Below are 13,301 nucleotides of genomic sequence, written 5' to 3' on the forward strand. Positions count from 1 at the left end.
TACTACTATATATGTTATTATTTGAATATATAATGGAATGACACTTTACTTAAAAGGAGTTTGGACACGTGTTGCGGGTCAGAAATCGCAAAATATCGTGTGCCATTTAATGTGATCACGATGAAAAAAATTAGGCTTGGAATCTTTGTAGAAGATGAAACATTAGCATGGCACAAATTTATGCCATTAAAGTCTTTAGTAGATGAAGGTATAGTTGAGGTTTGTATTGCTATCCAACGCAGTGCAGACCACCAATCTAATCCCTCTCATATATCTAAAATTATACCGTCTATCAATCAAAAGTTATTTTCTATTCTTTCTCACGCTAAAAAGACTACCAAGCGTTATTCTATTCATGATTTAGTTCCCAATGGCGAAATGCCTGTCGTTACATCAATACCAAGACAGGATAAATCCAATAATGAAATTGAAGACTCAGTGATTAAAAGATTGCAGGCAACAGATTTAGATTACCTGCTGAGTATGGATTTTCGAAACTTAATAGGGAAAGCGCTAGGTGTTACGAAGCATGGCATTCTCCTACTTCATTATGGTGATGAAAGGATACAGCGAGGTGAGCCTGCGTTGTATTGGCAGTTTGCTGAACAATGGGAGAACAGCGTCGTGACACTGCAATTATTGAGTAATGACCATGATGTACACAAAGTGGTAGGTAGGGGTTATGGCAGTTTGTTTTACTGGGACTATAATTTGACGGAGGATAAGTTAAAAGGGGTTGCAGCATCAATACTGTATTGGTACTTCCGTAAAAATAAAATTGGCGTCGAGAGTGGGGATTTTATTAATTTAATTAACGATCGCACACTTTATAAAACGCCTCCACAGTTAACGGCCATACGACATTTGCAAAATTTTCTAAAAAACTACATGATAAAAAGATTTTATAAAAGACTTTATCTAAACAACTGGAGTATTTTTATTGGTTCTATTGATCAGCCGATACAAACATACACGGAGATACTACCTGAAAAGGGATGTTTTTGGGCCGATCCTTTTTATATTGAACACGACTCAAGACGTTACATATTTTTTGAAAGCTTAAATTACAAAGAGAATGTTGGTCGAATAGAGTGGATAGAGCTGAATGAAAGCCATCAAGTGATTGGTTCAGGACAAGCTGATTTGGGTATTAGCACGCACTTAAGCTTTCCCAATGTATTCGAGTATGAAGATGCTGTCTATATGATTCCAGAGGCTGCAAAAACCAGTTGTATTAGCTTATTAAAAGCGACAGACTTTCCGTGTAAGTGGGAAAAAGTTCATGAGTTAGTTTCAGGCGTTCAGGCAGTAGATAGCGCCGTGATTGAGCATAATGGATTATGGTATCTTTTCACAACTCACGGTTCAATTTCAGCATTTACTATGGATTTAGAGCTGTATATTTATACCTCTGACAAGCTGCAAGCAGATAATTGGACCATTCATCCCTCAGCGCCTCTAAAAATTGACGTGCGTGGTTCTCGATTAGCAGGCGCATTATTCCAAAAAAACGGTCAGCTCTTTCGTACTGCTCAGGATGGCACTCTTAGATATGGGCGTAGGGTGGCTTTATACCTAGTAGAAGAGTTAACACCGACCTCTTATAAAGAAACCTTTGTACGTTATATTGAACCGAATTGGGAGACTGATATTGATCGTCTCCATACCTATAATGTTTATAATGAAACAGTAGTACTGGATGTTTCAAGGGATAAGTTGCGCTTTAGAGTATAGGACCTAAAATTTTTAGTGGTTGGAGAATAACAAACCCATCATAAGTTTCGGCTTATGATGGGTTCTTTATAATTTTGACTCATATTATATCAAGCTACTGATCCACCGCATCTCTTCTAAACGTCCAAGTCTTATCATCAGACGCGTCTTCACAGTAATAATATCCTGCCAAGTCAAACTGCTTTAGCTGCTCAGCATTGGTCAGCTTGTTATCTGCTGCATATTTCACCATTAGTCCACGTGCTTTTTTGGCATAAAAGCTAATCACTTTATATTGACCATTTTTCTCGTCTTCAAATCGTGGCGTAATGATATCTGCCTTCAGTGCTTTTTTCTTTACCGCCTTAAAGTATTCATTGGAAGCTAAATTAACCAATGTTTTGTCATCGCTGTCAGCCATACGCGCATTGATAACGTTAGTCACTTCCTCGCCCCAAAACTCATAAAGATTGCCACCGCGCTTATTTTTCAGCTTGGTACCCATCTCTAAACGATATGGCTGGATAAGATCGAGCGGCTTTAGTACTCCATACAATCCAGACAAAATGCCTAAATGCTCATTAACATAAGTAGCGGTATCTTTGTCCATATGATACATGTCAAGCCCAGTATAGACATCACCATCGAACAAATAGCCTGCAGGTTTGGCGGCGTTATCAGAGGCATCGTTAGTAAATGGCTGCTCTTCGCTCCAATGCCATTGTTGATTGCGCGTGGCATTAAGCTGAGCCAAATCGTCAGATATACTCATCAATTCTTGTAGGTCAACAGGCTCTTTTGACTTCAGTACTTTCATCAGTTCTTGTGAGCGTTCGATTAGCTCGGGCTGACTATAATAATTGCCTAAATTTAGTGGTATAGCGTCTGTTTCGTTCAGGGATTTTGCAGGGGAGAGCAAAAAATACATGGTTATTCCTTATTATAATGAATCGATGACGGGTTTTTTCGAGTGTCAAGTATTCTTATTATACGGTATGCATGGGTGGAACTTGACTTCACCTTGCTCATTTTATGTTCATTGACGTTATATTTTTAACAAAAGAACAGATTTAACATTAGGAAATAAATGAAGGTAGGCCTGTATTTATAAGGCTTAAGCGTCTTTTGGAAAAATAAAAGGCTTTAATATACCAACAAAAAGTATGCCAATGGTGTAAATACCTAAATTTTTATTTTACTTGTGGGTCATCATTAGACAATGAAACTTGACGAACGATATCTCTATAATAAAAAGGCATGATGGTAAAGTAGCTATCATTTATTAAATTGATAACCTTTGGTCGCTGTAATGGATTAATTATGATCAATGGGTTTTGTCCCCTGTGCTTTTTAGATGTGCGTTGAGGGTATTAAAGGTAGTCGTGAGACGTAAATATAGTCATTGGACGTAAGTAAGGAGACGGTATGAAAATCGGTGTAATCAGTGCAGATATCACGAGCGAGAGCCGTGTAGCCATAACCCCAGACGCAGTCAAAAAATTGCGTAAACTTGGGTTTGAAGTCGTCGTTCAGTCAGGTGCAGGCCAAGCAGCATACTATGCTGATGAGTTGTATCAGGCTGCGGGTGCCGACATTGCCAGTAGTCGTACCGAGGTGATTACCCAGTCTAAGATTATTACCACCGTCAATGACTTACCAGCGGAAGCCACTGAAAGCTTATCGTCTGGTCAGATCGTCATTGGCATGCTCGACCCGTATCGCAACACTCAGCTTGACACTTATGCAGCCAAAGGCGCAACAGTCTTTGCGATGGAGTTATTGCCTCGTACACTGTCACGCGCACAGAATATGGATGTATTGTCATCACAAGCCAACCTTGCTGGTTATAAAGCCGTGTTACTAGCGGCCAATGAATATTCGCGTCCTTTCCCAATGTTTATGACGTCAGCGGGTACCGTTAAGCCGGCCAAAGTCGTTATCCTAGGTGTGGGTGTTGCAGGTCTACAAGCGATTGCGACAGCAAAGCGTTTGGGTGCAGTGGTAGAAGCCAGTGACCTACGTCCGACTGCTCGCGAGCAAGTGGAGTCACTCGGTGGTAAATGGCTTGATGTGCCGATGAGCGCAGAGGAGGCTGAAACAGCCAAGTCTACCGGTGGTTATGCGTGGACACCATCAGAGCAATATGTCAAAGATCAAGCGGCTGTCGTGGACAAAGCACTCAGTAATGCTGACATCGTTATTACCACAGCTCAGATTCCTGGTCGCAACGCACCGCGTCTGGTACATGCCGCAACGCTTGCCAAAATGAAGGCAGGTTCTGTACTGATCGATATGGCTGCTGGTACCGGTGGTAACGTCGAAGGCAGCGTGCCTAACGAAACCATCACCACAGACAACGGCGTACGTATCGTTGGTGCCGCCAATATCCCATCTATGCTAGCCGCACAGTCTTCAGATTTGTATGCCAATAACCTTGTTAACTTTATTACGACATTGATTGCACCTGCTGGCGATGACGCATCAGCTAGCTTGGCACTTAACTTAGACATGGAAGACGAGATTCAGGGCGCACTGGCAGTGACACATGACAGTCAGGTACGACTGGCCAAACGCTAGTTTGAACAGTCTATTACCACATATTTTGTCACTACACATTTGCCAGTAATGAATAAATTTTTAGGAGGATTAGATGATTGCCACTATTTTAGCTGCAGCGCCAGCCGGTGCGGCCATGAGTAGCACACCATTTGTAGCGATTTTCACTGTATTTGTGCTCGCTATTTTTGTCGGATACTACGTGGTTTGGGGCGTGACGCCTGCATTACATACGCCATTGATGGCGGTAACCAACGCTTTATCAAGTATCGTCATCGTGGGTGCGATGCTACAAACCGTCACGATTGATGGTTCAATGTTTACACCGACCAGTTTGCTTGGTGCCTTTGCGGTATTTTTAGCCAGTATCAATATCTTCGGTGGCTTTGCTGTGACTGAGCGTATGCTTGCGATGTTTAAACCGAAAGTGAAAAAAGCACCAGTAGCAACCACTGATGCCGGAGGTGACGCATGAACGATTTCTCAGCAATGATTGCAGCAAATGCAGATTGGTTCTATCTAGTCGGCGCTATTCTCTTTGTTTTAACGTTACGTGGTTTGTCTAGTCCAAAGACAGCGATTCGCGGTAACCGTTTTGGTATGGCAGCGATGGCGATTGCCGTTGTGACAACCTTCTTTTTAGCAGAAGGCCCTGTGCTTTGGTTGATCATCGGTGCGATGGTGTTGGGTGCTCTCGTTGGTATGTGGAAAGCAAAAACGGTCGCGATGACGCAAATGCCAGAAACAGTCGCTTTAATGCATTCATTCGTCGGTTTGGCAGCGGTTGCGATTGCACTTGCGACGGTATTACACACTGAACAACAGCATGGTGCCGTTGCTCGCATCGAGCTATTTATCGGTTGCTTCATCGGTGCAATTACGTTCTCAGCCTCGGTCTTTGCCTTTGGTAAATTGGCCGCGAAAAGCTGGGCGAAAACATTGGTTGGCGGCTGGGTAAAACCGGTCCAAGCGCTACTATTCATTGCGATGATTGGGTTCGGTGGGGTGTATTTCGTCACTGACTCACTACCAGCATTTTATGCGATGGCAGTGATTGCCGTTATCTTTGGTTGGATGTGGATTGCGCCAATCGGTGGCGGTGACATGCCAGTAGTCGTATCACTACTGAACTCATTCTCAGGTTGGGCAGCAGCAGGTATTGGTTTTACGCTTGGCAACTCGATGCTGATTATCGCAGGTTCTCTAGTCGGTTCATCAGGTGCGATCTTGTCTTACATCATGTGTAAAGCCATGAACCGCTCACTGCTTAATGTATTGTTCGGTGGCATGGGTACGTCAGCTGTGGCAGCAGGCGGCGAAGATGGGGCACCGAAGAACTACAAAGCGGGCTCAGCAGAAGACGCAGGGTTCCTGATGTCTAATGCTAGCAGCGTAGTCATTGTACCAGGTTATGGTATGGCACAAGGCCGTGCACAGAATGCAGTAAAAGAGCTATATGAGCTATTAAAAGAAGAAGGCGTTAATGTACGCTTTGCCATCCATCCAGTTGCGGGTCGTATGCCAGGTCACATGAACGTCCTATTGGCTGAAGCTGATGTCCCTTATGATGATATTTTAGAAATGGACGAGATTAACTCAGACTTTGCAAGTACAGATGTGGTCTTGGTTATCGGCGCAAACGACGTTGTAAACCCATCTGCGAAAGATGATCCTACTTCTCCAATCTTTGGTATGCCGATTCTAGAAGTCAGCAAAGCCCAGACGGTCATGGTCATCAAGCGTTCAATGAGTACCGGTTATGCAGGTCTTGATAACAGCTTGTTCTACATGGACAAAACGATGATGATCTTTGGCGATGCTAAGAAAATGGTAGAAGAGATGGTACGTACTATCAATGGCGGCGGTCATTAATCTCTAAGCTATGTTTTTAACCATTATTAGCAGATAAGTTTTTAGATAAAGAAAGTCACTGAGGTGGCTTTTTTTGCGTTAAAGTGGGCGGCATTTATGAACTGACTATGGACTGAGGTTATTTCTAATTATGGTCAGTTTTTAATGATCACAATATTAACTGCGCTTTATGTACTCAGTATACGATTTGCGCTTGATTAACCTTTTAACCCATCTGAACAGCTTCAACGTTAGACGATTACCAATTATAAATACGATGAAATAAGAGAAAGATATTATGAATATGCTACTGCGTTTTTTTATTATGGTCAGCTTACTTAAACAACAGCTCAAGCATCAATCGACGAGCGAAACTATCAGTCTAGACACGTTGACTGCACCGACCGTCCGCCATTATCGAATTTTGCCACACGATATGGGGTTTCGCGATCATTTACCCAATTACCGTTATTTATCATTTATTGAGCTAAACGTGACACGTTGGGTAAAGGCGTGTTGTCACGAAAAAGGTATTAAGCCGCTCAATTGGGTGATTGCCATGCAAGAGATGATTTATCTTAAGCAAATTAAATTTTTGGATAAAATGACGCTTAGCAGTGCAGTTGCAGGATGGGATCATAAGTATGTGTATTTTGAGCATCGGTTCTTTGTTGAAAATCAGCTGATGGGCGTTGGGATGACCAAGTTTGTTTTTACAGATAGTAAAGGTATGCGCACACCAAAAGTATTAGACATGATGGGCGAGCAGTTGACAGATACGATTAACACATGGAATGAGCACCAAGTCGCGGTAAAATCGACTAAATCAGCCTAAGCCATATCGCAAACTATTATTGAAACCCAGTATGGAAAAACAACATCGTAAAGTAACTTGGCTATAATCATTTGCTGAATTTTGGTAGGATAGAGCCCATCAAGTCGTCAGTATTAGGACGATGGCATCGTTTTTAAAATGATGATTCTCAAAACGACTAAAAAAAGGTACCGTTATGACACCACAAAAATTAAAATGGACAGACAGCTTAGATATCGCGATTGAGCTTTATGAAAAATTCCCAGAAACAGATCCGCAGTATATTCGTTTTACTGATTTGCATCGCTGGGTAACTGAGCTTGAAGGCTTTGATGACGATCCACAAAAATCAAATGAAGGCATCTTAGAAGCCATTCAAATGAACTGGATTGATGAAGCGGATTAATTGACTCGGTCTGCCAGCATTGCTACAAACAGAAAACTAAATAAACAGATAGAAAAGGCCGCATCATGACCTCACAAATTAAAGAGCTACCAGAAGCGATAGCTTGTCGCGGTATCAGCGTTCGTACCACCAACAATGCTGAGATAAGCCATGACACTGCCAAGCTTGGCAGATTATGGCAGAAGTTTTATCAAAATCATGCGGGTGAACTCCCTGAAGGTGAAGACATTTATGGTGTCTATCACAACTATGAAAGCGATGATCTGGCAGGAGCGTTTGACGTTGTGGCCAGTTGGAAAGTAGACAGCGAGCAAGATTCTCAGTCAGACAGCGATAGTGTCGCCAATGCTAGTAACGTAGTGACGGTTGATATTCCTGCAGGAAAGTACTTGGTATTTTCTGAAGAAGGTTATATGCCTAACACTGTGATGAATGCATGGGAAAGTGCTTGGGAATATTTCAATGCACCAGATTGCGAGCATACCCGAACGTTTAACGTAGACTTTGAGCATTATATCGGTGGTAACTTAGAATACGGTCAAGTTGATGTCTATATTGGTATCGAGTAAAGTTAGCAATTGGCTTAAGTAACTTAAGCTGCTCGATCCATTATCGATAAAACAATGACAAAAAAAGCGCTAACCTAAATCAGGTAGCGCTTTTTCTTTGGATAGATGTAATCAATTAGACAGGCGTAATTAATCTTATAATTAATCCAACAATAAATTTTCCAAAATGCCTTCGTAAATTTGGGCAAGCTTTCCTAGATCATCGACTTCTACTTTTTCATCTACTTGATGAATCGTTGCATTACGCACACCCAGTTCGACCACTTGGGCACCAGTTGGTGCGATGAAGCGTCCATCGGAAGTACCACCAGAGGTTGATAAGGTGGTGTCGACATCGGTTACTTTTTTGATGGCATTTTGACATGCCGAAACCAGTTTTCCTTCAGGGGTCAAAAACGGCTGACCAGATAACTTCCAATGAATATCGTAGCTCGCTTTACTGTTGGCAAAGTGCTTATCAAAGATAGCATGCGTTTTTGCCTTTAGTTCATCTTCAGTCGTTTCAGTTGAGAAACGGAAGTTAAAAACCACGTTTAGCGTTTCAGGAATGACATTGGTTGCGCCAGTGCCGCCATTGATATTTGATATTTGCAATGACGTGGCTGGGAAGTAGTCATTGCCATTGTCCCATGCGGTAGACGTCAATTCAGCAAGAGCAGACATCGCCGCATGAATTGGATTAGATGCTAGATGTGGATAGGCGACATGGCCTTGTTTACCTGTAACGGTAAGCTCTGCACCTAGCGAGCCACGACGACCGTTTTTGATAATATCACCTAACGTATCGGTACTTGATGGCTCACCAACGAGACAGTAGGTGATTTTTTCTTGACGAGCTTCTAAAGTTTCGATCACTTTGACCGTACCATTAATTGACGGCCCTTCTTCGTCCGAAGTGATTAAAAAAGCAATAGAGCCATTGTGCTCAGGATGATTAGCAACGAAACGTTCGGCTGCAACAGTAAAAGCTGCAATACCCGTTTTCATATCGGCGGCACCGCGTGCCCACAGATACCCATCAGCGATAGTTGGAGTAAACGGAGGGTATGTCCAGTTTTTTTCGTCACCTGTTGGTACGACATCAGTATGACCAGCAAAGCAAATCACTGGATCGCTAGTACCGCGGCGTGCCCATAAGTTTTTGACTTCGGCATGTTCACCGCTTTGTTTTCTATCACCAAAATACATAAACTCGCAATCAAAGCCTGCTTGTTCTAACCGTGCTGACAACATATCTTGGCAACCATCGTCATCGGGCGTTACTGAAGGGCGCTCTAACAGTGCAATACTTAAGTCTAATGTTTCTTGCTGGTGGGTTTTACTATTGTTTTCTGAACTCATGACAGTCCTAGTTAAGTTGAGTTAATGTTTTTTGCTATAAAAGATAGCTTGTTTCTTAGCAGGTCTATTTGGTACTAATTATTTATACGTTGCAAATATATAAAGGTTAATCGATTTCTATAGCTAAAAAAATATTAGTCTCTGTCTAAGTAAATTTTTTCATAATCACCATAAAATTTTGCTAAATACTCTGTAATACATTTTTCGGCTAGAGTATTGCTATAAGTTTTAGCTTTGTCTCTGTCATAATTACTGATATTGCCACCAGCAAAAACAACTTCGCCCATTTGATAACTTATTCCTAATAATTCTAAAGTTTTATTACTAATATCGAAAGTGGCATGTCCTTCTGGAAATACTGGCGTCATCCATCTTGTTCCATCAAATGCAAGTAGACACCCGTTCTCATACTTGAACTCAGTAGTGATAGCAGTTGGTGTAACTATTACAGGTTTTTCAGAGGTGGATTTTGGTAGGTGATAGGTAAAGAAAGGCTCACTGATTTGTTGAATTGAGGCTTGATGATCAATAGTCGTACAGCTTGCAAGCAAAGGTAACATAATAAGTAAAACAGAATGGTTGAATAGATTCTTACGCATTATTATTGTCCTTAATTAACAAAGCTTACTCAGAGTCATAGCAAATGATAGATATACTCAGGGCGCAGCAAACAAAACTACAGCATCATCACGTCTTAGCCAAGTGGCGATAGAGTAGCGTTGGCGATGCGCAGTTTGTACTTGATGACGTAAATCACTATCGAAAATAATCAGTCTATTGGCAACTGGCATCACTTCATGGTGCGTGCCATGCTTATCCACGACTTCTAGTGCACCGCCGTCAGTGGCTTCCCAATCATCATTGAGATAAAACACTGCTGAGATAATACGTTCATCACGTCCAGCAGGGTTGTCACTGTGCCATTGATAGCCAAGGCCAGTCGGATAACACGCATAATGCGCTTCACTATGGCGAATACCAGCGAATAAACTACGATTGAATAGCGAGGCCAAAGCATTGATGCTTTGCAGATAGTAATAGCCTGCAAAAAAGTCTTCAGTAATCCAGCGTATTCTATCACCGCGAATATCACTGATGCGAACACCCGCGGTCAGCTCTGCATCACGATAGTCAATAAAACCGCTTTCTGCTTGTAGTGCTAATAAGGCAGTACTATTGAATACATCATCAATAATGAGCCAGCCGTCAGCGACAAAGGTATCAAGCTGTTTATCCGTCAGCTTATCTTCCCAGTTAACCGCAAAGTCAGACATTTGCAATACATGCTGAGTAGGAATTTCTTGGCTAACATTCTGAGTATCTGGCAGCAGTAATGGTGGATTATCCTGACCTATCGGATGATCAACGACCAACGCTGTCTTGTTAAGGTTGCTAATAATCTGCGTCATTTCATCTCATTATTATCAATCAGCTGTCAATATACCGTCATTCAATGCGTTTTTATTGAAAGCACTTACTAAAACCACATTATCTTTTACTCTGCCTATGCTACCATAGATGCAATTTTTCTTATTTAAACTTTTGAGATTATGAACTATAAACACGCCTACCACGCTGGTAACTTTGCTGATGTGGTTAAACACATTTTATTGGTACAACTGCTTAATCAACTGGGGCAGAAAAACAAACCTTTTTATGTGCTTGACGCTTATGGCGGTCGTGGACTGTATTCACTAAGCAGTGAAGAAGCGCGCAAAACAGGTGAGGCCAAAGGTGGTATTCAAGCTTTTCTGAAAGCAGATACCGAAAAGGCCCCAGCTGCTGTCAAAGATTATATGGAAGGCATCAAGCAAGCCAAATTCACTTACGACAATAAAGTCTATCCTGGTTCGCCATGGTGGGTGGCCCATCATGTCGAAAAAACCGCCGCTAAAAAGCCTGATGCTGGCGTGCGTGCTGAGGCTTTTGAAGCCAAAGCGACTGAATACGATGCGTTGAACTATCAGCTACATAAGTTGCCAATTGGTATTCAGCATCGTGATGCTTTTGAAGGTATCACCGCTGTTATTCCACCAAAAGAAAAGCGCGGTTTGATTTTCCTTGATCCCCCTTATGAGCAAGAGCACAAAGATTTTACGCGCCTTATCGACCTATTGGTCGCGGCTTATAACAAATGGCCACAAGGAACTTATGCGCTTTGGTTCCCAATCAAAAACATCGAAGCTGTAGAGCTCTTCTATAAAAAGCTCAAACGTACTGAAATGAGACGTCAGTTGGTTTGTGAGCTAAACATTTATCCTAATGATGTTGCAGTTGGTCTGAACGGTACAGGTCTACTGGTTATCAATCCGCCATGGCAGTTTGATAATCATGCACGTGAGATACTACGTTTCTTACAGCCAGTACTAAAAGTAGAAGACGCGCCAAACTTGACGCCTGATAGTGCGACCAATGTGCGCTGGCTCGTCGGCGAATAGCAATAACGGCCAATAAGGATATTAAGATGACGACTCAGCCACCTATCGGCCAGCCGAATAATGCACCTGTGAACAATGCGTCCTTAAATGACGGCTCGCTGCAAGATAATGCAGCGACTCAGCCACCGTTTATTGATGAGCACGAGTTTAATATCCGCCTAGCGGATAACGACAGCTATGATGGTTTGACATTTGAGGTGATTGAAGCTGAAGTAGCCGAAGGTAAGCGAGTGGTTAGTCGCGGTGTTTATTTAGCACCCAATTTGATCACAACCTTATCGCTACTGTCAGGCTTTTACTCGATTTTGGCGAGTACCCAAGGCGAGTTCTATAAGGCGGCTTTGGCTATCTTTTTATCCGCTATTCTTGATGGCGCAGATGGACGTGTCGCACGTATGCTAAATGCGCAAAGCCCATTTGGTGAACAATATGACTCCTTAGCAGATATGCTAGCATTTGGTGTTGCCCCTGCTATTTTGATTTATAGCTTTGCTCTAGAGCCGTTGGGTCGTATCGGCATTGGCTGTGCATTTGTCTTTACCGCCTGTGCTGCTTTTCGTCTTGCACGCTTTAACGTTCAGGTCGGCATCGTCGATAAAAAGTACTTTGTTGGCTTGGCAAGTCCGCTTGCTGCCATATTGGTGACGTCCGCTGTGATGGTCGCAGTCGATCATAACGAGTGGATTGGTCAATATGATACAGCCGTCATGCTACTGTTTGCGGCTTGGGTCGTCACTTGTGGTCTACTGATGGTCAGCAATGTCAAATACTACAGCTTTAAAGAATTTGACAAAAAGAAAGTGCCTTTTGTAGTGCTTATCATTGGGGTGTTAGTCATGAGCATCGTGCTCTATGATATTCCTGTTGGTATCTTAGCGATCGGCATTATCTACGCGTTATCAGGTATCGTGACTACGATTAAAACGAAAGTGAAAAGCTAAACGCTGTATTTAGGTTTTAAAAAAAGGAACTTACCGTCAGGTAAGTTCCTTTTTTCATATGTTCTGTATACTGCTGAAATACGTTGGCCAATATAAACAAGATCAATCTATAGATATAAAAGACAGTATTTAAAGTTTGATAGCGATAACAATGGGTTAGGTTGATACGATATCACTGATAGAAAATAACTGAGATTATTTATAGAGTTTCCTTGTTTTCTATCTAAAACTCCGTATAATGCCACCCAGTCGAAAGGGAAGTGGCTTACTGATTTGGACGATGTAAATTGTTTAAATTAAATAGAAAATACTTCTTGACTAAATAAATATAGCGTCTATAATACGCACCTCATCAGGACGAGCTGGAAGTAGCTAGTGTGTAGATTACACATTAATAACCCAGTTAACTTGTTGAAACAAATTAAAAAAAAGAAGTTGACAGACTATTAAAACATGATATGATGGTCAGCTCGCTAAATAGGATAAGCCACATTGGCTAGCTTATTTAGTTTGAAATACTAGCACTGGACGACAGTGTCAGACATTATTTAAAAGCATAACTAAAGAACAACTTGTGTGGATTTTTGCTGATTCAGAATGCTAAAAAATAAAGTTGACTATCTTTTCTTTTCGGAAAGATTATTAACTATAAAAATTATCATTTAAGACAGC

13 protein-coding genes are annotated in these 13,301 nt (G+C 41.8%); 9 read left to right on the plus strand and 4 right to left on the minus strand.

The annotated features are described in order from the left end of the window. The first annotated feature begins 120 nt into the window (after positions 1-120). Complete coding sequence (locus QL898_RS12770) at positions 121-1,734, plus strand: hypothetical protein (protein ID WP_290177074.1); 1,614 nt, start codon at positions 121-123, stop codon at positions 1,732-1,734. A gap of 94 nt (positions 1,735-1,828) precedes the next feature. On the opposite strand, the gene yaaA is transcribed toward QL898_RS12770, so the two are convergent. Then, positions 1,829-2,641, minus strand: a complete 813-nt coding sequence (gene yaaA, locus QL898_RS12775; protein ID WP_290177075.1) for a peroxide stress protein YaaA — start codon at positions 2,639-2,641, stop codon at positions 1,829-1,831. 497 nt (positions 2,642-3,138) lie between these two features. Here yaaA and QL898_RS12780 point away from each other — a divergent pair, with 497 nt between their 5' ends. The 6 genes from QL898_RS12780 (at position 3,139) to QL898_RS12805 (ending at position 7,909) form a co-directional block, all read left to right on the plus strand. Continuing rightward, on the plus strand, positions 3,139-4,290 hold the full coding sequence (locus QL898_RS12780) for a Re/Si-specific NAD(P)(+) transhydrogenase subunit alpha (RefSeq protein WP_290177076.1): 1,152 nt from the start codon (positions 3,139-3,141) through the stop codon (positions 4,288-4,290). 115 nt (positions 4,291-4,405) lie between these two features. Further along, positions 4,406-4,744, plus strand: coding sequence for a proton-translocating transhydrogenase family protein (locus QL898_RS12785; RefSeq protein WP_197707696.1), 339 nt, complete (start codon positions 4,406-4,408; stop codon positions 4,742-4,744). 14 nt (positions 4,745-4,758) lie between these two features. Then, positions 4,759-6,141, plus strand: coding sequence for an NAD(P)(+) transhydrogenase (Re/Si-specific) subunit beta (locus QL898_RS12790; protein WP_290177085.1), 1,383 nt, complete (start codon positions 4,759-4,761; stop codon positions 6,139-6,141). Between the two features lie 277 nt (positions 6,142-6,418). Next, entirely contained in the window at positions 6,419-6,955 is a 537-nt protein-coding gene (locus QL898_RS12795) for an acyl-CoA thioesterase (protein ID WP_290177077.1), read from the plus strand. 175 nt (positions 6,956-7,130) lie between these two features. Further along, positions 7,131-7,340, plus strand: a complete 210-nt coding sequence (gene iscX / locus QL898_RS12800) for a Fe-S cluster assembly protein IscX (RefSeq protein ID WP_021812734.1) — start codon at positions 7,131-7,133, stop codon at positions 7,338-7,340. 65 nt (positions 7,341-7,405) lie between these two features. Further along, positions 7,406-7,909 carry a GyrI-like domain-containing protein gene (locus QL898_RS12805; RefSeq protein WP_290177078.1) on the plus strand — a complete coding sequence of 168 codons (504 nt, stop codon included), beginning with the start codon at positions 7,406-7,408 and terminating at the stop codon, positions 7,907-7,909. 141 nt (positions 7,910-8,050) lie between these two features. Here the strand turns inward: QL898_RS12805 and dapE are convergent, their stop codons facing one another. From dapE to QL898_RS12820, 3 genes are all read right to left on the minus strand, one after another. After that, positions 8,051-9,250: a succinyl-diaminopimelate desuccinylase gene (gene dapE, locus QL898_RS12810; RefSeq protein ID WP_290177079.1), complete on the minus strand. Its 1,200-nt coding sequence runs from the start codon at positions 9,248-9,250 to the stop codon at positions 8,051-8,053. 134 nt (positions 9,251-9,384) lie between these two features. Further along, positions 9,385-9,849, minus strand: a complete 465-nt coding sequence (locus tag QL898_RS12815; RefSeq protein ID WP_290177080.1) for a hypothetical protein — start codon at positions 9,847-9,849, stop codon at positions 9,385-9,387. A gap of 57 nt (positions 9,850-9,906) precedes the next feature. Further along, a complete protein-coding gene (locus QL898_RS12820; RefSeq protein ID WP_290177081.1) occupies positions 9,907-10,659 on the minus strand; it encodes a 2OG-Fe(II) oxygenase in 753 nt (250 codons plus the stop codon). 141 nt (positions 10,660-10,800) lie between these two features. Between QL898_RS12820 and rlmJ the strand changes: the two genes are divergently transcribed. Together rlmJ and pssA are read left to right on the plus strand one after the other, a co-directional pair. Beyond that, on the plus strand, positions 10,801-11,688 hold the full coding sequence (gene rlmJ, locus QL898_RS12825; RefSeq protein WP_057758888.1) for a 23S rRNA (adenine(2030)-N(6))-methyltransferase RlmJ: 888 nt from the start codon (positions 10,801-10,803) through the stop codon (positions 11,686-11,688). 26 nt (positions 11,689-11,714) lie between these two features. Beyond that, positions 11,715-12,629: a CDP-diacylglycerol--serine O-phosphatidyltransferase gene (pssA, locus tag QL898_RS12830; RefSeq protein ID WP_290177082.1), complete on the plus strand. Its 915-nt coding sequence runs from the start codon at positions 11,715-11,717 to the stop codon at positions 12,627-12,629. Positions 12,630-13,301: the final 672 nt, after the last annotated feature.

This window comes from Psychrobacter sp. APC 3279, from assembly GCF_030407795.1.
GTDB lineage: Bacteria > Pseudomonadota > Gammaproteobacteria > Pseudomonadales > Moraxellaceae > Psychrobacter.

Bases quoted from the DNA above. Each gene is read 5' to 3' on its own strand.
- QL898_RS12820 (WP_290177081.1), bottom strand. From the start codon at position 10,659: ATGACGCAGATTATTAGCAACCTTAACAAGACAGCGTTGGTCGTTGAT.
- QL898_RS12785 (WP_197707696.1), top strand. From the start codon at position 4,406: ATGAGTAGCACACCATTTGTAGCGATTTTCACTGTATTTGTGCTCGCT.
- QL898_RS12795 (WP_290177077.1), top strand. From the start codon at position 6,419: ATGAATATGCTACTGCGTTTTTTTATTATGGTCAGCTTACTTAAACAA.
- pssA (WP_290177082.1), top strand. From the start codon at position 11,715: ATGACGACTCAGCCACCTATCGGCCAGCCGAATAATGCACCTGTGAAC.
- QL898_RS12770 (WP_290177074.1), top strand. From the start codon at position 121: ATGAAAAAAATTAGGCTTGGAATCTTTGTAGAAGATGAAACATTAGCA.
- rlmJ (WP_057758888.1), top strand. From the start codon at position 10,801: ATGAACTATAAACACGCCTACCACGCTGGTAACTTTGCTGATGTGGTT.
- QL898_RS12805 (WP_290177078.1), top strand. From the start codon at position 7,406: ATGACCTCACAAATTAAAGAGCTACCAGAAGCGATAGCTTGTCGCGGT.
- dapE (WP_290177079.1), bottom strand. From the start codon at position 9,250: ATGAGTTCAGAAAACAATAGTAAAACCCACCAGCAAGAAACATTAGAC.
- QL898_RS12790 (WP_290177085.1), top strand. From the start codon at position 4,759: ATGATTGCAGCAAATGCAGATTGGTTCTATCTAGTCGGCGCTATTCTC.
- QL898_RS12780 (WP_290177076.1), top strand. From the start codon at position 3,139: ATGAAAATCGGTGTAATCAGTGCAGATATCACGAGCGAGAGCCGTGTA.
- yaaA (WP_290177075.1), bottom strand. From the start codon at position 2,641: ATGTATTTTTTGCTCTCCCCTGCAAAATCCCTGAACGAAACAGACGCT.
- iscX (WP_021812734.1), top strand. From the start codon at position 7,131: ATGACACCACAAAAATTAAAATGGACAGACAGCTTAGATATCGCGATT.
- QL898_RS12815 (WP_290177080.1), bottom strand. From the start codon at position 9,849: ATGCGTAAGAATCTATTCAACCATTCTGTTTTACTTATTATGTTACCT.